General features: G+C 36.0%; 18 protein-coding genes. 7 read left to right on the top strand and 11 right to left on the bottom strand.

Features of this window, described 5'->3' with window-relative positions; genetic code table 11:
• Positions 1 to 16: 16 nt before the first annotated feature.
• On the bottom strand, positions 17 to 1,543 hold the full coding sequence (guaA, locus tag M2306_RS04340; RefSeq protein ID WP_259188161.1) for a glutamine-hydrolyzing GMP synthase: 1,527 nt from the start codon (positions 1,541 to 1,543) through the stop codon (positions 17 to 19).
• A gap of 251 nt (positions 1,544 to 1,794) precedes the next feature.
• Between guaA and gltS the strand changes: the two genes are divergently transcribed.
• Together gltS and M2306_RS04330 are read left to right on the top strand one after the other, a co-directional pair.
• Positions 1,795 to 3,000, top strand: a complete 1,206-nt coding sequence (gene gltS, locus M2306_RS04335; protein WP_115090510.1) for a sodium/glutamate symporter — start codon at positions 1,795 to 1,797, stop codon at positions 2,998 to 3,000.
• Positions 3,001 to 3,250: 250 nt separating this feature from the next.
• Positions 3,251 to 3,406, top strand: coding sequence for a hypothetical protein (locus M2306_RS04330; protein WP_002985179.1), 156 nt, complete (start codon positions 3,251 to 3,253; stop codon positions 3,404 to 3,406).
• 77 nt (positions 3,407 to 3,483) lie between these two features.
• Here M2306_RS04330 and fsa read toward each other — a convergent pair whose 3' ends face one another.
• Both fsa and M2306_RS04320 read right to left on the bottom strand, forming a co-directional pair.
• Positions 3,484 to 4,140 (bottom strand): fructose-6-phosphate aldolase, encoded by a 657-nt coding sequence (gene fsa, locus M2306_RS04325; RefSeq protein WP_002985182.1) that lies wholly within the window; start codon positions 4,138 to 4,140, stop codon positions 3,484 to 3,486.
• 82 nt (positions 4,141 to 4,222) lie between these two features.
• Positions 4,223 to 5,032 (bottom strand): SDR family oxidoreductase, encoded by an 810-nt coding sequence (locus M2306_RS04320; RefSeq protein WP_002985184.1) that lies wholly within the window; start codon positions 5,030 to 5,032, stop codon positions 4,223 to 4,225.
• Between the two features lie 160 nt (positions 5,033 to 5,192).
• Here M2306_RS04320 and M2306_RS04315 point away from each other — a divergent pair, with 160 nt between their 5' ends.
• A complete protein-coding gene (locus M2306_RS04315) occupies positions 5,193 to 6,215 on the top strand; it encodes a M28 family metallopeptidase (protein ID WP_259188158.1) in 1,023 nt (340 codons plus the stop codon).
• 543 nt (positions 6,216 to 6,758) lie between these two features.
• Here M2306_RS04315 and M2306_RS04310 read toward each other — a convergent pair.
• The 5 genes from M2306_RS04310 to M2306_RS04290 form a co-directional block, all read right to left on the bottom strand.
• Complete coding sequence (locus M2306_RS04310; RefSeq protein WP_259188156.1) at positions 6,759 to 7,301, bottom strand: RNA 2'-phosphotransferase; 543 nt, start codon at positions 7,299 to 7,301, stop codon at positions 6,759 to 6,761.
• Positions 7,302 to 8,648: a HEAT repeat domain-containing protein gene (locus tag M2306_RS04305; RefSeq protein WP_259188154.1), complete on the bottom strand. Its 1,347-nt coding sequence runs from the start codon at positions 8,646 to 8,648 to the stop codon at positions 7,302 to 7,304.
• A 15-nt stretch (positions 8,649 to 8,663) separates the two neighbouring features.
• Entirely contained in the window at positions 8,664 to 9,224 is a 561-nt protein-coding gene (locus M2306_RS04300; protein WP_259188153.1) for a HutD family protein, read from the bottom strand.
• A 239-nt stretch (positions 9,225 to 9,463) separates the two neighbouring features.
• Positions 9,464 to 10,189 carry a redoxin domain-containing protein gene (locus M2306_RS04295; protein ID WP_259188152.1) on the bottom strand — a complete coding sequence of 242 codons (726 nt, stop codon included), beginning with the start codon at positions 10,187 to 10,189 and terminating at the stop codon, positions 9,464 to 9,466.
• 131 nt (positions 10,190 to 10,320) lie between these two features.
• The gene (locus M2306_RS04290) at positions 10,321 to 12,705 is read right to left on the bottom strand and encodes a TonB-dependent receptor domain-containing protein (RefSeq protein WP_259188151.1); all 2,385 of its coding nucleotides are present in this window, start codon (positions 12,703 to 12,705) and stop codon (positions 10,321 to 10,323) included.
• Between the two features lie 338 nt (positions 12,706 to 13,043).
• On the opposite strand from M2306_RS04290, the gene M2306_RS04285 reads away from it, so the two are divergent.
• Positions 13,044 to 13,763 (top strand): response regulator transcription factor, encoded by a 720-nt coding sequence (locus M2306_RS04285; protein WP_259188150.1) that lies wholly within the window; start codon positions 13,044 to 13,046, stop codon positions 13,761 to 13,763.
• An 87-nt stretch (positions 13,764 to 13,850) separates the two neighbouring features.
• Here the strand turns inward: M2306_RS04285 and M2306_RS04280 are convergent, their stop codons facing one another.
• Positions 13,851 to 14,669 (bottom strand): helix-turn-helix domain-containing protein, encoded by an 819-nt coding sequence (locus tag M2306_RS04280; protein WP_236594140.1) that lies wholly within the window; start codon positions 14,667 to 14,669, stop codon positions 13,851 to 13,853.
• A gap of 207 nt (positions 14,670 to 14,876) precedes the next feature.
• On the opposite strand from M2306_RS04280, the gene M2306_RS04275 reads away from it, so the two are divergent.
• A complete protein-coding gene (locus M2306_RS04275; protein WP_259188149.1) occupies positions 14,877 to 16,403 on the top strand; it encodes a hypothetical protein in 1,527 nt (508 codons plus the stop codon).
• A 91-nt stretch (positions 16,404 to 16,494) separates the two neighbouring features.
• On the opposite strand, the gene M2306_RS04270 is transcribed toward M2306_RS04275, so the two are convergent.
• Positions 16,495 to 17,463, bottom strand: a complete 969-nt coding sequence (locus M2306_RS04270) for an aminodeoxychorismate synthase component I (protein WP_259188148.1) — start codon at positions 17,461 to 17,463, stop codon at positions 16,495 to 16,497.
• Positions 17,464 to 17,502: 39 nt separating this feature from the next.
• On the opposite strand from M2306_RS04270, the gene M2306_RS04265 reads away from it, so the two are divergent.
• Both M2306_RS04265 and mdtD read left to right on the top strand, forming a co-directional pair.
• Positions 17,503 to 18,081, top strand: a complete 579-nt coding sequence (locus M2306_RS04265) for an anthranilate synthase component II (RefSeq protein ID WP_115090524.1) — start codon at positions 17,503 to 17,505, stop codon at positions 18,079 to 18,081.
• Positions 18,082 to 18,253: 172 nt separating this feature from the next.
• Positions 18,254 to 19,681 carry a multidrug transporter subunit MdtD gene (gene mdtD, locus M2306_RS04260; protein WP_259188147.1) on the top strand — a complete coding sequence of 476 codons (1,428 nt, stop codon included), beginning with the start codon at positions 18,254 to 18,256 and terminating at the stop codon, positions 19,679 to 19,681.
• Positions 19,682 to 19,740: 59 nt separating this feature from the next.
• On the opposite strand, the gene M2306_RS04255 is transcribed toward mdtD, so the two are convergent.
• Positions 19,741 to 22,008 (bottom strand): cation:proton antiporter, encoded by a 2,268-nt coding sequence (locus M2306_RS04255; RefSeq protein ID WP_259188200.1) that lies wholly within the window; start codon positions 22,006 to 22,008, stop codon positions 19,741 to 19,743.
• Between the last annotated feature and the right edge of the window lie 27 nt (positions 22,009 to 22,035).

Here is a 22,035-nt window from a genome sequence, read left to right as displayed (position 1 = left end):
ATTTATTTTTCTAATTTTATTCCCATTCAATTGTTGCAGGTGGCTTCGAACTGATATCATATACCACTCTGTTTACCCCTTTTACTCTATTGATGATTTTATTTGAAATCTCCATTAAGAACTCGTATGGTAAGTGTACCCAATCTGCAGTCATACCATCTGTAGAGGCAACTGCACGTAGCGCTACTACTTTTTCGTATGTTCTTTCATCTCCCATAACTCCTACTGAGTTTACAGGTAATAAGATTGCTCCTGCTTGCCAAACTGAATTGTATAATCCGTGTTCTTTTAATCCATTGATAAAGATCGCATCCACTTCTTGTAATAAACTTACTTTCTCTGGTGTGATATCTCCTAAGATACGGATCGCTAAACCTGGACCTGGGAACGGGTGACGACCTAATAACTCAGGGTCAATTCCCAAAGAAGCTCCTACTCGACGTACTTCATCTTTGAATAGCATACGCAAAGGCTCTACTATTTTCAATTTCATGAAGTCTGGTAATCCACCAACATTGTGGTGTGATTTAATCGTAGCTGAAGGTCCTTTTACAGAGATTGATTCAATTACGTCTGGATAGATTGTTCCTTGTCCTAAGAACGTAGCATCTTGAATCAATTTTGACTCATCATCAAATACTTCGATGAACACACGTCCAATGGTTTTGCGTTTTGTTTCTGGGTCTTCTTGTCCTGCTAAAGCATCCATAAAACGTTGAGAAGCATCTACTCCTTTTACGTTTAGTCCCATTCCTTCATATTGCGTTAATACGTTAGCAAACTCATTTTTACGCAATAATCCGTTATTTACAAAAATACAGTGTAGGTTATCTCCGATTGCTTTACTTAATAAAACAGCAGCAACGGTAGAGTCAACACCTCCAGAAAGAGCTAAAACTACTTTTTCATTTCCTACTTTAGCACGTAAATCAGCAATAGTCTCATCTACGAAAGAAGCAGGAGTAAAATCTTGTTTTACACCAGCGATATCTACTAAGAAGTTTTTCAATAATTGAGCACCATCTGTTGAGTGGTATACTTCTGGGTGGAATTGAATCGCATACGTTTGCTCTCCTTCGATTTTATAAGCTGCATTTGTAACATCAGCAGTACTTGCCAATAAAACTGCATTAGTAGGTAATACTTTAATGGTGTCACTGTGGCTCATCCACACTTGACTGTTTTGTGGAATATCTTTTAAGAAAGGATCCTCTGCAATAAAAGCAAGATTCGCTCTTCCGTATTCACGTGTATCTGATGGAGCTACTTCCCCACCGAAGAAATGAGCTAAATACTGCGCACCATAACACACTGCTAATAAAGGCATTTTACCTTTAATCTGAGCAAGGTCTGGATGTAAAGCTTCCTGTGAACGAACAGAATAAGGACTTCCTGATAAAATTACCGCATTATACGCTGATAAATCCTCGGGTAAACCATTATAAGGCAGGATCTCGCAGAATATATTTAATTCTCGAACCCTTCTCGCAATTAACTGTGTGTATTGCGAACCAAAATCTAAAATAAGTACATTGTGTTGCATATGCAAAAATAGATATTTCACACAGACTACAAAAAAGTTTTACTGCATTTTTTTTATTGCTAAATTCTCAACACTCTGCCCTAATAAAATGAAAGACTTAAATATTTTCACATTCCCGTAAATAAAATACTTAAAAAACACGTAAAAAATATTTTACATAGTGCGAACTCACTTGATCTTTACTTATATTTGTGCATCAAGTATCCCTGTTTCCCTTACGAACAGGAGGAAAAAACTTAAATATACTCAATATGGATTTTGGAATTTACGAAACCTTAATGTTAGCTTGTTTTGTTCTTTTATTAGGACATTTTATTGTATCAAAAGTCAACTGGCTACAAAAGTATAATATTCCGGAACCCGTAGTAGGTGGTTTTCTTATTGCCTTATTTACTTGGGGTGCTCATTCTTTTTTAGGCACTGATTTTACCTTTAATGAGGCCATCCAACAGAGTATGATGCTTGTCTTCTTCTCTTCTATTGGATTAAATGCTGATTTTTCTAAACTATTACAAGGCGGGAAATCACTGGTTATTTTCCTCGTTATTGCTGCTTTATTTATCGTTTGTCAAAATACTTTAGGTGTCCTTTTAGCGAAGGTGCTTAACTTGGACTTGAGATTCGGTTTGATTGCAGGATCAATTACCCTTACGGGAGGACATGGTACCGCAGGTGCATGGGCGGATGATTTTGCCGTTAGTGGAAATCCCCTTTTAGGTGCAAAGGAAATCGGAATGGCTTGTGCTACATTCGGTTTAATTTTCGGTGGTTCAATTGGAGGCCCTTTGGCATACCGCCTATTGAAGAAAAATAACTACAAAGAAGTTGATCCAGCAACCATCGAAAAGCAAGAGGAAGCACAGGATATTACAAAATCTAAAAACTTCTCTCCTATTAGCTATACGACCATGATGCATACGGTAACCATGATGGCTATTTGTTTGGTTTTAGGGCAATGGTTAGCGGATTGGAATGCGCAATATTCCTTCAAATTACCCACTTTTGTTTGGTGTTTGTTTATTGGATTACTCATTCGAAATAGTTTAACGTATATCTTTAAGTATAAAGTACACAGCAGGAATATCGATGTTGTCGGAAATACAGGGTTATCTATCTTTTTAGCTTGTGCCTTGATGTCACTGAAATTATGGCTTATTGTAGATTTAGCCTTGCCTATTTTACTGATTCTCTTAATTCAAGTAGTAATGATGCTCTTTTTTGCTGCTTATGTTACTTACCGCTGGATGGGGAAAGATTATGATGCCATTGTACTGAGCGCAGGACACTGTGGCTTTGGATTAGGTGCTACAGCTACGGCCGTTGCTAATATCCAAGCCGTAACTAATCGTTTTGGTCCTTCTTATAAGGCATTTTTAATTATTCCTTTAGTCGGAGCTTTCTTTATTGATATTATCAATGCACTTATTTTGAATATCTTTTTGACGTTTATATCGTAGGGGTTATGATGAGAAGGTGAGGCGGTGAGATGATGAGAGGTTAGGCGTAAGCAAACCTCACGAAGAGCAAACCTCACAAAGCACAGTTGCGTGAGCGCGGGATGCGACCCTTCGTTCCTCAGGGTGACATACTGAGTGTGAATTATGAGACGATGAGGATTTCTTCTTTAATCGAAGAAATCCTCACAAAATACAAACCTCACAAAGAGCAAACCTCACAAAGAACAACCCTCACAAAAAAAACATTTCTATGCATCGTATTCTAGCTATTATCGTTATCTTATTAGGAATCTACATGATTTACCTAGGAATTAAAGCAAGTATGCAACCTCCTTTAATCACAGGGATTGGTTTTATTCTTATTGGAGTATTATTTTTAATGAACAAATCGAAATCTCAAAAATAGATCAACAAAAAAACCAACCCTTTTGAGGTTGGTTTTTTTAGTTTGTATGTTTGTAAATAAGTTTTGTATTGTAAAGGTTATTGATTCCCTTTTGCGTAATCAGCTAAGAATTGAGCTAATCCGTTATCTGTTAAAGGATGTTTCAACAATCCTAAGATTGCAGATAAAGGACCTGTCATTACATCAGCTCCGATTTTTGCACAATTCACGATGTGCATCGTATGACGAACTGAAGCAGCTAAAATTTGTGTTTCATATCCGTAGTTATCATAAATCTGGCGAATTTCTTCAATAAGCACTAACCCATCAGTTGAAATATCATCCAAACGTCCAATAAAAGGAGAAACGTAAGTAGCTCCTGCTTTAGCAGCTAATAAAGCTTGACCAGCAGAGAATACTAAAGTAACGTTTGTTTTAATACCTTTTGATGAAAAGTATTTACAAGCTTTTACTCCTTCTTTTGTCATTGGTAATTTTACAACGATTTGTGGGTGTAAAGCTGCAAGCTCTTCCCCTTCTTTAATCATTCCTTCGTAATCTACTGAAATTACCTCAGCACTAACATCACCATCTACAATTTCGCAAATCGACTTGTAGTGGTTTAAAATGTTTGCTGCACCTGTAATTCCCTCTTTAGCCATTAGTGAAGGATTGGTAGTCACTCCATCTAATACCCCCAGCGCTTCTGCTTCCTTAATTTGATCTAAGTTAGCCGTGTCAATAAAAAACTTCATAATTTTAAAACTTAAAATTTGTTATGTTGTGTGTCAAAAATACAATATTAATTCCCGTTTCCGGCATCCTCACTCTTCTTTTTTAGCCTTTAATTTTATAGTGGTTCATCAAGAGCTTTTCGTAGGTTTTACCAGGGAGTATCTTTTTCAAAAACAAAGAGAACTTCTGCATCGGTGCTCCAATCACATAACGCACCTTCGGTTTTGGCGTTTGGATAATTTTGTAAATCGCTTGCGCCATTTCAATCGGATCTCCCCCATCATCCACATGTTCATTCATCATCTCCAACGACATTTTATACACATCTTCATAAGGTGATTTTTCAATTACAGGTGCATGATAACGTCCTGCTGCAATATTCGTAGCAAAATCTCCAGGCGCTACATTAGTTACCTCAATACCAAATGGTTTCAATTCCATACGCAAAGATTCTGTGATCAATTCTAGTGCCCCTTTAGAGGAAGAATAATAGCCACGGAAAGGCAACCCCATATACCCTGCGATAGATGTTACATTGATAATCAATCCGGTCTTTTGCTTGCGCATGGTTGGTAAAGCTGCTTTGATAACCGCAATAGGTCCGAATACATTGGTTTGAAAATTATTGACAATTTCAGCAGTAGGTACTTCTTCAATGGCTCCGGTAATTCCAACACCTGCATTGTTAATTAGAATATCCAAACGCCCTTCTTGCTCTACTACAGTTCGAATAGCTTCCGCAATACTAGCTTCATCGCGAACATCTAATTGCACTAAAGGAAACACAGAGGTCGTTACGCGCTCTGGATTTCTACTAGTTCCATATACTTTGTATCCTTTTTCATGTAAAAAGTTACCGATCGATTTACCAATCCCGGATGATCCTCCTGTAATAAAAACTACCTTCGTCATGTTTTTGCTTTGTTTTCAACAAATATAGCACAACTAATAAAAAAGACAATTGGAAGTCGTCTTTTAAAATCAAAGGGAATCGCAGAAGATGCCTATACAACAGAAAATAATTAGTATTTTTGATCACTTGTGATTCAATACATATCCTATCGAATATCCTATGAAAAAATATAGTATCCTAATTGCCCTTAGTGCCTTGTCGTTGGCCTTCATTCAATGTCAATCCCCACAAACCGTGGTACAAAACCCACCTACATTGACGGAAGAAGCTTATTTTAAGCGCATCTCTTCTGATTCGATTCAGCAAAGTTTATTGGTTTTAACGGCGGATAGTTTAGAAGGACGTCGCACAGGTGAACCTGGTCAAAAGAAAGCCGCTCAATACTTGGCGAATTACTATAAAAAACTAGGGATTGGAATGCCTCCACAAACTACGAGTTATTTTCAACCTATTCCTGCCTCGTTTATGACCAATTGGCAAATGCGATTAAAAGACAGTGAAAATGTTTGGGCGTTTATTGAAGGAAGTGAAAAACCAGAAGAAGTTTTGGTGCTTTCTGCTCATTTTGATCACATGGGTATTTTGCTAAACAAAATTTACTATGGCGCAGATGACAATGGTTCAGGTACCTCTGCAGTAATGGAAATTGCACGTGTATTTCAATCTTTAGTAAAGGAAGGGATTCGACCTAAACGCTCCATCTTATTTCTCCATCTTACAGGGGAAGAATTTGGTTTATTTGGTTCTAAATTTTACACCGAAAACCCACCTATTCCCTTGTCTAACACCATTGCCAATTTAAACATTGACATGATTGGAAGACGAAGCCCTGAACATCCTTCAACAGATGATTATATCTTTTTAGTGGGGTCAGATAAATTAAGTCAGGATTTACATGATACGGCAGAAAAAGCCAATGAGGAATCGGTACAATTAATGTTGGATTACACCTTTAATGACGATAATGATCCACAGCGAATTTACTATCGATCGGATCATTACAACTTTGCTAAAAACAATATTCCGGCGATCTTTTTTTACAATGGTACGCATGATGACTATCACCTACCCTCTGATACTTTTGATAAAATAGATTTTCCTATTCTAACCAAAAGAACGCAATTTATATTTGAAACTGCTTGGAAATTAGCTAATGGAGCAAATAGACCTCAACTCAACTAAAAATAGAATAAAATGGGCTAAAATCGTTGATATTTCGATTTTCGTCCTTTGTTTTGTTCATTTAATCCTGTGGATTATTCGCGCTTCCTATATTACGGGTTCCCATACGGGACCATGGGCAACTTGGGTGTATAATCACTTGTATACTCCTATGTACTATGCGTTATACGCACTTCCTATTGCCCTGGGATTTAGCGTGATAAATCGAAAACTATCGGTAGATTCTTTTGCTTTCCTCTCCCTTAAGTCATTGGTTATTACGTATATTTTGATTTTTATTTTGCGATGAGTGAGAGGGGATTAGAGGGTGAGGCGGTGTGAGGGTGAGATGTAAAATCCCGTAGTGGCAAATGGCAATTTGCCAAGTAACAAGATAAATTATGAAAAAAAGACGGTGAGAGGATGAGGCGATGAGCAAACCTCACAAAGAGCAAACCTCACAAAGAGCAAACCTCACAAAGAGCAAACCTCACAAAGAACAAACCTCACAAAGAACAAACCTCACAAAGAGCAAAAAAACAACTGGGCACCGTAAACCATCCCCTATTTAGAAATATACTTGCTATCTATATAATCTGTCAACCAAACACCATTTACAGAACAGAAAAACAACACGCCATCTTCTTGCATTTTCCCTGCTAAAATCGTCAATACAACAACTCGCCCATGACGGGAACCAACGGCAATTGCGGTTTCTTTATCTTGACTCAAATGCACATGTTGGCGATTCATTTTTTTGATTCCTTCCTCGTAAATGGAGGACAAAAAACGATTGGCTGTTCCATGATACAAGTATACTGGAGGCACTTGTGGAGTAAATTCTAAATCCACCACAATCGAATGCCCTTGATTGGCGCGTATTTTCGTTTGATCCTCATTCAAGGCATATCTTTTCTTTGTATTAGTTGCTACAATTTCATCTAATTCTTTTCGAGTAAAGGACACGCGGTGCTTGCCACATTTTTGAATTAATTCATCAATATCCGCCCAGCCATTCGCATCCAGTTGAATTCCTATTTTACTAGGTTCATGACGCAAAATCAAAGACAAAAATTTCCCTATACTTTTCTTTCTAGCTTCTTCCATTTAGGCTTGTAAATCTTCTACGGTTAATTTCATTTCTGTTAAACGATGCGTTAGATTAGTCAGGATGTAATTCTCTTCCGCACTGTCTTTATACTTGTGGTACACTGCTTGATATACTGGTAGTAAACTTTCATCTATTATGCCTCTTAGTGCTTGTAAACTATACAACACCACATTTTCATTTTCATCTTGTAATGCTTCTTTAAAAGAAACAATATAGGCTTCTTTATTTTCCAATTTACCCAGCGTATAGATAGCTTGACTGCGAATCTCAGCTTGTTTTGACGTTAATCCAGGCACAATTAAATACGCATAATTATCTGTTGCTTTTAAAACGATATAGCTGTAAAAACGATAGGTTTCTTCCTCTTCTATTTTATCCTTATACGCTTCTAATACAGGAAGCCAATAGGCCTCATTTGCTCCATACCAGTGAATTTGCTGCAAGACAAACAACAAGTTCGCTTCCACTTCTTCTTCTAAAAAAGAGATAGCACGATCAAAGGTTGTTTTCGCTAAAATCGAAATCAAATGTTGTCTTACTGTAACTGTTACTTGAGGAATTGTTTGTATCATCTCTTGAAGAATAGGTTCGCTTATTTCTTTTTTACTAATTAACCCATCCAAGTATTCCAATTGCTCTTGTTCTGTGGTAGCCATTTGAAAAGCCTCCCATAAGTCGATACTTGTTCCTCCCCTTCTGTAACCAAACCATCCAGCGTGTTCTGCGAGTAAATCCCCAGCAATAATTTCATCTAGCCAACGCTCATACCAAGCTAAAAAATCAGCTTCATAAGCAAATGCAGGTTTGTAATCATCATTGAGGTAAACAATTCTACCTTTATGTGGTCCATTTAAAATTAAACAAGTGGTAATTGCACATCCTTGCGTGCCAATAGGTAATAATCCACCAAATAAAGGTCCTACAATTGCATCGTAAGCTTCATCGGATAACTCCTCATCATACATGGCTTGCGTTAACGTTGTCCAAGTCTTATCTGTCATATCAGGATGCAATAGACAAGGATAACTCAAATAGCGCTTAACATCCCCTGCATTGAGGTCTTCTAGCCCATCCCCTAAAGGATAAATCCCATAATAGGGGCCAGCAGCACTTCCCATATAGGCGTTTTCTGTTGTATTTCCATTTCCTATTTGGGTTACAAATGCCACATAAGCTTCGGGTAGTTTAATTCCACACTTTTGTTCAAAAGTTGTTACTTCCTGAAGATTGACACACGCTCCTACTTTATATTCATGCGAATCTGCACCAAATACAACAAAATCTTCGTCGTATTGTTCAATATTCGCTAATTTTTCTTTGATTCTATTTAGTTGTATCTCCACTTTTCTTTTCCTTCTTTATTTTATTTTTGGCATCGACCAATATCCTACAATAGTCGGTTGATTTACTTGCACTTCTACTGTTTGCTCTTCCTCATTGGTTATCAGGATACAATCCCATAATTGCATTTCAAAAGATTGGGTATTAATCACAACTTCTCCCGCTGCTAATGCAAATAGCATAATAAACGGTTGATTTGTTTGAAAGGGTTCTTGACGCACCGCAACGACCTCATCGACAATCGTATCCTGCAGCATCAGATTAAAATCCGTTCCTTTTGAATAGGAAGTAATAGTATCCGTTGATTTGAATGTAAATAGCTCGTGATTTTCATAGTTCTGATCTACGCCATTGATTGTTAAGGTTAGCTTGCCATCTAACATCGCTAAATAGCGGTGATATCCTTCAAATTTTGTAAATTCAGAAGGAATCGTTTCAATGGTGGCACTACTAATGCGAAATGCAAACTTTCGATCTGCATATAGCGCCGTTTTAGGATGAATGCTATATTCTCTCGTTTGCCCGCCTGACCATTGGTTTGCAGTCACCGTTTCTTTTTGTATAAATTCAATATGCATCGTACAAATAAACCTTGTAATTGAAAGGTTAAAACTACCACATTTTTTTGGCTTATTAACTCCCTAATTCTAGTTGATTCTTGACTAGGTTATAGTATGTACTCCCTAATTGAACGTTTAATCATGCTATAACTACTATACGAAACAATATTACACCTTTCAAAATGATAGCAAAAACTTGAAAGAAATAAACAGCTATCATACATAAAAACTAGCTAAGTAATCATTTAGCTAGTTATTTAAAGGGTTAATATTCGATATATCTCTTTACTTTGATGTACCTTCTCTCGGGAATTTTTATTTTTATATAATAATGTTGGATATCCATCTTCATATGGATCGTATGAAAAATTTAATTTTTTGGAAAAGTCATTTTCTTTTGTGAATTTGATCCATCGATCATTCAAAAAACCAAAATTATCAATGGAATATCCCTTTTTATAATTCTCTACCTCTTCTAAAGTATTTTGAAAAATAGCAACATATTTTTTCTTCTTTTCCGTATCATTTTCAACTATTTCATTTAATTTTTTAAATGATTGTAAACAGAATCCACAAGATGTAGAAATCATTATAATATATGTTTTGTCATTATTAAAATCACTTAGAATATAGTGTTCTCCTTTTAAAGCTGTTAGGATAAATTTTTCGCTATTTATTTTTGTTTCCTTTCCAACTGAATCAGTCAGTATTATCTTTTCTATATTGCCTCCTAAATCCCTTGTTATATTAACCAGGATGCTATCAAAATCATTTTTAGTTCCCTTTCTTAATAAGTTCATATCAAATGAAAGAAGTTTTTCATCTTTTAATAGCATCCTATTTTTAAATGAATCAAGTTCTACATGATTTAAGTTTGTGTAAAGCATAGGTATTTTGTCCTTGATGTAATTTTCTTTATCATCTCCTTTTTTACAACTAAAAAAAAGTACAAAAAGAATGAAGTAGCTGAGTGATTTAATCATATTGTATAATTTTATAATTCATATTCGTTCATGTATAGCAAAAAAAGCTTTTATAATAGTAATAATCAATGCGTTTAGCAGAAGGTAGCAGGTATTCATATCCCTTCATTTCATCACAACCACTTATTCCCTTAATTCGCTCTCCCTTTTTCCTCTTCATTACTACTATTTTGTTTTTTTACTGCAATATTTTTGTTCCCAAAAGAATAAGACATAGAGAATCGGACATATTGTGTGTCATAATATTGTTTGAAAGTTTGAAATACATTTTGAGTGGTATTTGAAAGTAACATTCGATCCGTCCCCAAGATATTATTGGCATTTAATACACATTGTAACTTCTTGTCTAATAGAGACAACTTGATTCCTGCGGTTACATTAGCATTTGCACCTGCCTTATTTCCTGCATATTCGGAGGCAAAATCTTGTTCATAACTAATTTCAGCGGTTAGTGTTTTGGCAGCATTGAGGGTAAAACTACTTGTACTCATAAAATAAGCACCCCAGCCGCTATACTTCGGTTTTAAGTATATTGTATGCATATTTGTTTCCGTATAAAAAGTGTTGAATTCCAATGTATTGGTCCACCACGGAACTACATCTATACTGGTGTAGAAGTTTAGGTTGGCAATAGCAGCAGAATAATAGTTTAGCCGAACGAATTTCTGAAAATTCTGTTCCTCATTGTGAATGGTTAATTGACCGAATCCATTGGTTGTATGGGTATAAGACAAGGTTGTAGTAAATTGTTTTTTATAAGAATGAGACAATTCGACATTTGTATTGAAAGCGGGCTGTAAAAAAGGATTTCCCTCTTCATAAGACGTCGTATTGAGATACCATCGAGCTGGATTCAAATTTCCATAAGGTGGACGTGCTATTCGCTTGCTATATTTCAGCGTAAGATCATGATTACTAATTAGTTGATAGGAAACATACACGGTTGGGAATAATTTACTATACTTATTTCTATGGACTTGATCCATACTAAACGAATCGCCTTTATTTTGGGTCGCCTCAGCGCGTAACCCTGCCTTGACTTGCCATTTTTCTCCAAAGGACTTAGTACCTGAGAAATATAAGGCTTGTGTATTTTCCCAATAAGTAAATTGGTCTACTTGTTGATTGAGAGGTTGTAGATCCTCAACCATAGTAATAGCAAGAGCGCTATTCGTTTTAGTCAAACTCAGTTTTGCACCAAATTCTAAAGTTGCCCAAGTATAGGGAAGCTCAAAATCCAATTGCGTTGCCCAATTTTCAATCCGTTGTGTACTATTATTATTCAACCAAGTGGTGTTAATAAGCGCATTATCTCCTGTCCGTGTTTGATTAGTTTGTTTACTTTTTTTATCAGTAAAGTACACAAAATAAGCTGCGTCTAGGGTATACTTTTTGCCCAACGTATCTAATTGGGTAACCAAGGATGCCGAAAAAGCATGGTTGTAATTCTTATTCTTTGTTTGACTAACGGAAGGCAATCTGTTTATTAACCTCCCATTTTCTTGCTGGTAAATCAGTGTATTTCCCTCTCCATCAATCTTCGGTGTTGCACTATTACCCATATATTGCACATTGATTTTTCGCTTATCACTGATGGCATATCCCATATTAACTATACTTGAAAAGCCATTGTAGTGTACTCGGTTATAAACCATATTCTTCCAATAGGCCCTTGGATAATAATACTGCATATCATTGGTGTAAATTGTCTTATTTTGCAGCTTGGAAACATCAACTAAAAAGCTCCATTTTCCTTGTTGATAGTTGAAATTATTTCCCAAAGAAAACAAAGGATAAGTTCCTTGGGTATAAGATGTTCTGCTTGTGTTACTCCAACTATGTGGTGCTGATTTTTTTAATTTTATATTAATCAATCCGCCTTCTCCTTCAGCACTGTATTTAGCAGGAGGGACTGTTATTACTTCAATACTTTTAATATTATCACTAGTAATTCCTTTTAAAAATTGAATTAATTCATCTCCAGCTAGTATAATATATTTATCATCAACCAAAATTGAAACATTAGATTTCCCAGCTACAGCAATTTTATCATTCTTCACTTGAACACTAGGCGTTACTTTCAGTGCATCCAATGCATCACCACCGCTCGCAGAAACCGAATTTTCTACGTTAAAGACCAAGCGATCCACCTTGCGCTCGATTAATTTTTTCTTGGCTGTAATGGTAATGCTATCCAATAAAACACCTTCATCTACTTGAATCTTTCCTAAATTCATATCTTGTTCAACTACCAAATCCTGGCTATATTTTTGCTTACCGAATTCAATTAACAGTAAGGTGTAGTTTCCATGTAACACCTGTAAAGTAAAATTCCCTAAACTATCCGTATACGCATGAGGCGTATTTGAATTTGTACTACTGGTAAGATAAACATCCATGAATTCAACAGGTTGTTGTTTTGAATTCACCACTTGCCCTTGTAGCTGAAAAGATTGACCATAGCTCAAACAAGGAATTAGTAAAAAAACAAAATAACAAGGCGATAAATTATACATAATCCAACTATTTTTAATTTAAATTTTAAAAAACAAAACACTATTAATCAGTGCATTAATTAATAAAATCTAAATTAAAGAAGGGAGTCTAAATAGTAACTACTCCTAAGGGTAGTTTTTAGCTCAGCACCAAAAAACTACCCCTAGGAGTAGCCAAAAGATTAGGTATCTTTCCTGCAATAAGCGTCGGTATAGATACCTACATGTCTTTATTCCTATCACGATTCAAATATTTCATTCCTATTACGTACAACTAAGAAACATCATTGCTCTACATCTATTCTTTTCTATTATTTTTAAAGTAAAGCCCCTTTAATCAATTATAGAAAAACAAAAAAATGGAAGTAAAACAGAAAGAAATGGAAGCAAGCGCTCCCAACTACCTAGAAGCTGTACAAGCGTTAGCTAGAATGACGTATAAAAGCATTTACATCATTGATCATCAAAAGAAAGTATTTGATTATGTTTCGGATAACCCTCTTTTTCTCTGTGGATATTCCGTTTATGAAGTACAAAAAATGGGATTTGACTTTTATACCCAATGCATTCCTGATCAGGATCGAAATATGTTAATTAAAATAGCGGAAGCGGGATTTCATTTTTTGTATGCTATTCCCATGGAAGAACGAACACAATATACCTTAGCGTGTGATTTTCATCTGAAACACAAGCAAATTCCCCTCCTTTTGATTCACCATGAGATAACCCCACTTTGTTTAACAACAACAGGAAAATTGTGGAAATCTATTTGTATTGTCTCGCTATCGACTGCATATCAAATGGGAAATAGTAAGATATTTAAGTTAAACAGCACATCTACTTGGAGGTATGATTTAAGCCACAACACTTGGGAAACCGAGATCAAGCCTAAACTTTCTCCTAGAGAGTTGGAAATTTTACAGTATGCTATCAGGGGCTATAAGATACACGAAATAGCTTCTTGCCTTTATCTAACCTCCGATACAATTAAATTTCACCGCAAAAAGATTTTAGATAAATTACGGGTGCATACCATAGCTGAGGCCATTCGCTATTCAATTGTCAACAAATTACTATAATATTACCTACACTTGTAGACCTTTCCCTGTCTCCCTATAACTACAAAACACGAACTGCGTTCATGTTTTGTATCATAAGTTTACCCTTTAAAAAAAACGTTTAATCACGTGAAAAATTTGAACAACATCATCCATAGCACATTCCATAATTGCATAACTGGTATTGCGGCTAGACAAGATCAATTTTCGACTTTGCGGATTGTAATCTGTAATATCCTTATGAAGAATATGGTCTTTGGTCACTAATACAAAACCGTACTTTGTAGCTTTAAAACCTCCCTCCCATAGATTCTTAGGAATTTCTTTCGCTAGAATTTCTGCTCCATTTGGTGTATCTTCAATATTACCTCCGTTCATCGTGTCCCCTACTACTTCAAATGCTTGATAATAACCAAGTTCAAAATAATCCACACTAAACTCTGCTCGCACAAAGTGATCTTGAAGCAAATGAACATCTTGATACTTTTCAATATAGGCCGTATGTGCTGTAAATGGAATTTTAAGAACCTCCATATCTATTTTCCGCCCCGAGTAAAAAGTAAAAATATTTCCTCGCTTGTTATAAAAAATTTCAGGCACCTGGCTTTTGGTCAAATACGTCGCTTCACTTTCAAATAACACATGTATCCCCCTTTTCTGGCCTTTCAACGCTTCATCGTGCATCGTTTTGGGTTGTGAAATAAATAAACTCCCTTCCCCATTTGCTAGCCACTTGCGATTTAATATAGGAGCAAATGTGACCAATCGATTAATAAAGCTTGTACTGATATTCACTTTCCCATTGACAATTTGGGAAAAAGAAGATTTCTTATACCCCAATTTTTGAGCAAGGTCGGTATGATTTTTAGCCAACCCTTCAAAAATAATCCACTTAACTGCCTCATTGAGGCGTTCAATTTTATCCATATCTAAATAATTTACTAAAAATACACGAACGTTATACGTAATTTTTCATGGTAGAAAAAAACTTTGTTCGTACATTTGATTTTACACTTAAATAGCAAAAATACAGAAAAATCAACAACAAATAATCAATTATATTTACAATAATTCAAATATAAATCATTTTTATTACAAAATTCAAATATAAATCCATCCAAAAAATAAACTATTATGAGAACCAATTGGCAAAACATATCCCAACAAGATTTTTCGCAAGAACTCCTTCAGCAGTTAAGCGTTTCTATTCAAGAAAAACAATTATTCACCCTTTGGTTTGGCCCCATTTGGGAATCTTCAAGCCTTCGTGGATTATGGATGTATGTACAAGATAAAACTCAAACAAATCTTCGATTTTCTGCTGCATACAGACAAACACTACTAGAGGAAGAACAGCTCCTTGTTGTTATACTTGACGCTGCGGATTTAAACTATCACCAGACGATAGGTAATACCCTATTCAAAACTAGCTTACTTCCCAGTCGTATCATGTATCAAACAACGGCAATTCCTCCCCCTCAACAAGTCCCTAAATCCCTTGAAAACTTTATTGCGCTCTATCAAGACAAACACGCTTTATTATCTTCCTATTGTAGTGATTTTGTTGCACAAAATTATCGCGGAAGTAGCCACGCATTGCTCAAGTCATTGACTTATGATATTGATGTCTTGGAAACTGTTTTACTAGGTGTACCGCAAACAGCAGCAACTTTAACCCAACGACTCTTGCTTTTGGAACAACTTATACCTAAAATGAAAACACTATTTGTCAAACGTGAAGCGGAAGCGTACTATATTTTAGACGATTTGGCACAAGAGCTAGAAGATGTTCCATATACGATGTGGAATATAGCCCTTCAAAAAATTCAAAAGAAACTCCACCGTATTGTTCTTTTTGTGTTAGAACAAATGAATGCATCACCAACACGAATACCACGCAAACGCAAAGGAGGAAAGCAAAAAAAGAAACCTTTTACGTACCAAGAAAAACTAGCTCCCCTACTAAGGACCAATCAAGTTGAGGAGATTTATCAATTTCATAAAATTCTTTATTTACAGCAAACAAAACAGCAAAAACACATTTATTTACTGGTGATTACCAAAGAAGATCCATCCAAAGAAATAAAAAAAATCCTACAAGAAATTGAAGCAAAAAAAGAGGAGATTCGCTTTACTCTACTGGCTCATTCTCGCTTTTATATTCAAGAGTATGTATATGAATTTTTTGATTTTTTCAACACAGTGGTCCAATCCAAAAATAGGGTTTATGCTAGTGACTATTATCCTACTATTCATTGGTATAAGAGCCAGATGAAAGATTACAGTGATTTCATGCAACGTTATCAAGGGCATTTAGCGCAAATCAATCAAACGATTCAACACAATTTTAAAAATCCGCAAGGCGATACGTTTATTACAACACATCATCTGCATACTTGTTTAATCGTTAAATTACAAATTTACATTCTGCATCGCTTACGCTATTTGCCCCAAACCAATAGCATTCATACTTTGGTTCATTTAGCCTTGTATGCTAAAGACAAACAAGCCCCTAAATTAAAGTCTTTATATGATGTCTTGCATCCGCATGTATTTGCTTATACCGTTCAAAATAAACAAGAAAAAAAATACAATTTGGTACTAGATGCATCCGTTGTTAAACACTTACAGCAATTTTTTTCCACATTGGACATTGAGTAATTTAAACAAGCTATATTCAACAATTAATTCCCTATAACACAAACCTGTACAATACTTCGTTACGGTGCAGGTTTTTCTTCTTTGGACTCTCCTAAGTAGGAATGTATATTTTTTGCAAAATCTCTTGGTATTCTTTCTGAGCCTCACTACTAAAGGTAATCCCTCCTCCACTTTTATAATACAGCTGTTGCCCTTGTTGTTCAATAAAGCGAATCATCACAGCCGTATCTAGTGAATCCCCAGTAAAAAGTCCACAAACACCGGTATAATACTCCCGGTCATATTCCTCTACTGCTTCAATAATAGCTACCGTTTTTTCTTTAGGAGATCCTGTAATAGACCCTGCAGGTAACAGCTGATTTAAAATATCGCCTATTTTATCTTGCCATCCTGCTTCTAAATCACCGCTGATTTGCGAACTCATTTGCAATAACTCCCCCTTGGTGGTTTGGAGCTTATCCAAATAGCGAAAGCGATCAACTCCCACATGTTTGGCTACAATATTTAAATCATTGCGAATTAAATCGACAATCGTATAATGTTCCGCCGTTTCCTTTTCATCTTGGAGAATTAAGGTTTCTGCTTGTGGAATTGTAGCGTCAATGGTTCCTTTCATCGGAAAAGAATAGATGCGATTTTCTTTGATTTGAATGAAGATTTCAGGAGAAAAACAGATCATTTGATCTTTTACCCAAAGCTTGTATTTAGCTTTACTTGCATAAAAAACATCTTGTAAGCTTCCATCTATTTCAATAGGGGTAGAAACCGTTAAATTCATCAGATAGGTATTTCCCTTCTGAATTTGTTCAATTACTTGATTAAATCGACCTTGATAGGTTTCAAAAGAAAGAGGATAAGCGCGAAGTTCAACTGCTTTATACGCTGGTTGAGCCTCTTGATTGGTTACTCCATTAAAAGCAAATAAAATTTCCTCAGCATCAACCTCATCTAAAGGAATGACTTGCCCTTTTTCTCCTTTGTAATCCACAAAAAATAAAAAAGGTTTTCTCTCCTTTCCCAATGCATTCATACTTGAGATAATTGTATCTTTGATGCCCATAGTCTAATCTAAATTGAAGGTCAAAAGTACAAATTGTTTATGAGCCAAAAGAAGGAAATTATAATTATCGATAATCGAGATTCGTTTACTTACAATTTGTATCAAATTTTTGATGAGCATCCCCTTTGCAATATCCATATTGTACAGAGTGATCAAGTACAACTTGACGATTTAGCGGCCTATGATCAGTTGGTTTTATCGCCAGGTCCAGATGTACCTCGCGCCTATCCTATTCTCTTCGATATTATTGCGCGTTATGAGCATTCAAAACCCATCCTTGGTGTTTGTTTAGGTCATCAGGCTATTGGAGAATACTATGGAGCAGAACTGTATAATATCGCACAAGTATTTCATGGGCAAACGCGTTTTTTACAGCTCCTTACCCCTGATTTGCTTTTTAATAATATCCCTGACCAAACTCCCATTGGATTATATCATTCTTGGGCATTGTCTCCACAAAACTTCCCAGAAACGCTGGAGATCACAGCAATGAGCAATGATCAGATTATCATGGCTTTTGCGCATAAAACAAAAAACGTCAGAGGGATTCAATTCCACCCTGAATCCTATATGACTCCAGCGGGTAGGCAAATGCTTGCCAATTGGATTGAACAATAACAACATCCTATTGGTTATTTTTTTAGCTTATTTTACCTAAGAGTTGACACCTTCTTTACTAGATTTTCGGCGTGGATGAATTGTGCTTAAATCATAAAACTTCTAAAAAATATTGTCAGGCTAAATTGAAAATGGTAAATTCAAGGTTTTATAGGTTAAACAAATTTTTTAGATGAAAGCTGGAATAATACAAGATCCTAAGGTTCAGAAATATCTTCCCTATTTAGGCGCTTTAGCTATTTTTATGCAAGCATTAGATGGTACAATTCTAAATACAGGTCTTCCTTCTATCGCTAAAAGTTTAGGAGAATCACCTCTTGAGATGCAAAGTATTATTGTTTCCTATACCCTAACGGTAGCGTTGTTGATTCCTCTAAGTGGTTGGCTTGCCGATCGATTTGGAACCAAGCGTATTTTTATATTAGCCGTTGCTTTATTCACGTTGGGTTCCCTGTTTTGTGCTTTATCTAATACGTTAAATGAATTAATCTTTGCCCGTATATTTCAGGCTATTGGGGGTTCTATGATGGTTCCTGTAGCCCGATTAACCCTCCTCTATGCCTATCCCAAAGATCAGCTTTTAAAGATCATTAATTTCATTACGATTCCCGCCTTAATTGGTCCGATGTTAGGCCCTACTGCGGGGGGATTTCTAGTAGAAAAATTATCCTGGCACTGGATTTTCTTGATCAACTTACCCGTAGGAATTATTGCCATCATTCTCGCTCGCTCTATTATTCCCAACTTCACCAACAAGGTTGAGCGATTCGATGTGATTGGATGGATCTTTTTCAGCGGTGGATTGACCTTATTAACCTTGGCTATTGAACGCTGGAACTCGCCTACTATATCTGTTTTCCAATTGGTCGGTTTATTGGTCTTAGCCTTATTGCTTATCGTAGCGTATATTTTCTATGCCAAACGCAGTAGTCACCCACTCATAAAGTTAGATTTATTTAAAATCAAAACCTTAAATATTGGGTTGATTGGTAACTTAGTGACGCGATTCGGTATTGGTGGAATGCCATTAATGATTCCATTACTTCTGCAATTAGGTTTTGGATACTCTGCTTTTTATGCTGGTTTGATGATGATTCCACAAGCGTTGTCCAATTTAATATCTCGAAACTTTGTCATTCCCATTGTGAAGCGCTATGGCTACAAAAAAACCTTGGTATTTAATACGATTGCAACGGGTGTGCTCATCAGTATGTTTTTCTTTGTCAAGCAAGATACTCCGTTCTTTGTCATTATTTTATTGATGGTATTTAACGGTGCTTTTAACGCGGTACAATTCACCTCTATGAATACCATTTCCCTCGCAGATTTAGACAATTCAACATCAAGTGATGGAAATAGTTTACTATCAGTTACACAACAATTGGCTATTAGTTTGGGAATTTCCATTTCGGCTATGTTTTTACAACTCTTTCAAGGGAGTACGATTGATACACCCAATCACCCTACAGCGGTATTTAATTATACCTTTTTAGTCATGGGTATTTTGACCATTTTATCGAGCGCTGTTTTTATGAAACTCAATAAAAATGATGGGGCTAGTTTATCTGGTACACAGGATTATAATACTACCAAAAAATAAACCTCAAGCTTTTCAGCTTGAGGTTCTGCAAATTAATATAAAACAACATAACTAAATAGTTATAGCGATTGCATCAAAAGCATAGATGGAGCGTGATTCAACCAGATACTTCTCGTTTCAATCAATTTTTTCCAACTATCTAACGTAATGAGCATCAAGTCAAATTCCTCAATGAATTCCTTCGACACTACCTTGTTACTTACGATGCGTATGTGATTTGGCTTATACTGTTCAATAAGCCTGATATTTTCTTTAAACTCAGTATGATTTTCTAGCTCTCCTGTAGCATCTAAAATCGAAACTTGTACGTCATTATTACGAATCATCTTCTGCGCATACGACAATAGTTTTAAATCTCCTTTGCTAAAAATAGGCAAGAATACATGCTCTAATTTTTGAAAATCCTTGTTAATCAAGATTCCTAGTGGCACTTTTGTTCGATTCATTATTTGCTGCGTACGTGCATTAAACCACGAATTTTCAAACAATTTTTCTCTACCTGTTACTTTGTTTAGCAATACATCTGGATTGATGATACGCGTTGTAAAACCAAGGATATTTCCCAATACAGATCCGCGATAAATCGAATATCCCATTTCAATCAGGAGTAAATCACAAGTTTCTTGGTGAACCATACCTACGACATCACTTTCAATGTCATTGGATACCTTATAATACGTTTGAACTTCTTGGTCCATTTCTGTCGCTTGTTCTTGTACTGCCTCAAATATCTCCTCTTCATAATCTTGCGTATTAAAGGAGTTTAATTCCTGGCTATCAATCATGTGCATCGCAGTAATACGCGTATCTACACTTGATTTACCTGTAAAGGCATTGGCCAACTTCATCAACGGAGCTAAACTTAGTTTATTTTCAAAGAACAAGAACACTTGATACTTACCAATAATCACCCCTTTGTGTTGTGGTTCATCTCCAAGCGGACCGAATATTTTAGCAATTAAATCCAATAAAGGTCCAGTCATAAAGGTTGTTGCTAACGCCATAATCACCATCATGGCAAATACCTCTCCTGTCATTACTCCGAGGTCAAAACCAATATTCAAGACAATTAGTTCCATCAAACCTCGGGTATTCATCAAAGCACCAATCGTCAAGCTATCCCGCCAATTAATCCCGACGAACTTGGCTGTTATGGCACTTCCAACAAACTTACCGACTGTAGCCACAAGAATGATTAACCCTGTTATTTCCCATAGGTAAGGTTCATTTAGCAACCCTATTTCTGTACGTAATCCCGTATAAACAAAGAACAAAGGCAAGAATAAAACAACAGCTACATCTTCTACTTTTTCGATGAATATTGTTCTAAACTTCATATTATCTGGCATGATAGCACCCGTCATAAATGCACCAAATAAAGCGTGAATACCGATTACTTCTGTACAATAGGCAGAGATAATTAACGTCAATAAAAAGATAGCAACAGTTCCTTTCGATAGCAACTTACTATTCCCTTGATATTTTGCAATTCGCGCCAAGAAAGGACGAACCAGCTTTAACATGACGATTACATAGACAATAGCCAATGCAATGATATAAAGAGAGCTCACGAAACTTCCTGCTTGTACAATAGCAATTACTGCTGCTAACAAACACCAAGCGGTGATATCATCCGCTGCTGCACAGGTAATTACAATGGTTCCTATTCGCGTTTTCTGTAATCCCCTTTCTTGCACAATCCGCGCCAATACGGGAAAGGCCGTAATACTCATGGAAATCCCCAAAAAGAGCCCAAAGGAAAGGAAATCAACACCATCAGGTGCAAACGATTCGAATATATAGTAGGCCAACGCCATTCCCAAAGCAAATGGGATCACAATACTCGCGTGGCTAATTAAAACAGCATCATGTGCTTTATTCTTTAATATCTTGAGATCTAGTTCCATTCCAATCACAAACATGAAGAGAATTAATCCAATTTGACTCAAAAAACTTAAATTCCCCAAAGATTGCGTAGGGAACATAACAGCTGAGAACTCCGGAAAATAAGTTCCGACCAAGGAGGGTCCTAAAGCAATACCGGCGATAATCTCACCAATAACGGAAGGTTGTCCAATTTTTTTACAAATCCATCCAAACACCCTTGCAACTAAAACGATGGTTACAATTTGAGCTAAAAGTAAAGCTAAGGGACTTTCTAAATTGTGTACTAAGGTTTGAAGAAAATTTTCCCAAGCCGTATTGTCGGAAACAATGGCTTTTGTATTTACTTCCAATTTTGATCCTTGTGTAACTACCCAATAAATAAGAGCCGTACATCCACCAATAATTGAAACGTAAAGTAGGGTATTCCTATATTTTGACATCATGATTAAGGTTTTCGATTTCAGAGG

The organism is Myroides gitamensis (assembly GCF_029894455.1).
Lineage (GTDB): Bacteria > Bacteroidota > Bacteroidia > Flavobacteriales > Flavobacteriaceae > Flavobacterium > Flavobacterium odoratum.
The sequence above is the reverse complement of the archived record's forward strand: the minus strand, read 5'-3'. Positions and strand labels throughout refer to the sequence as shown.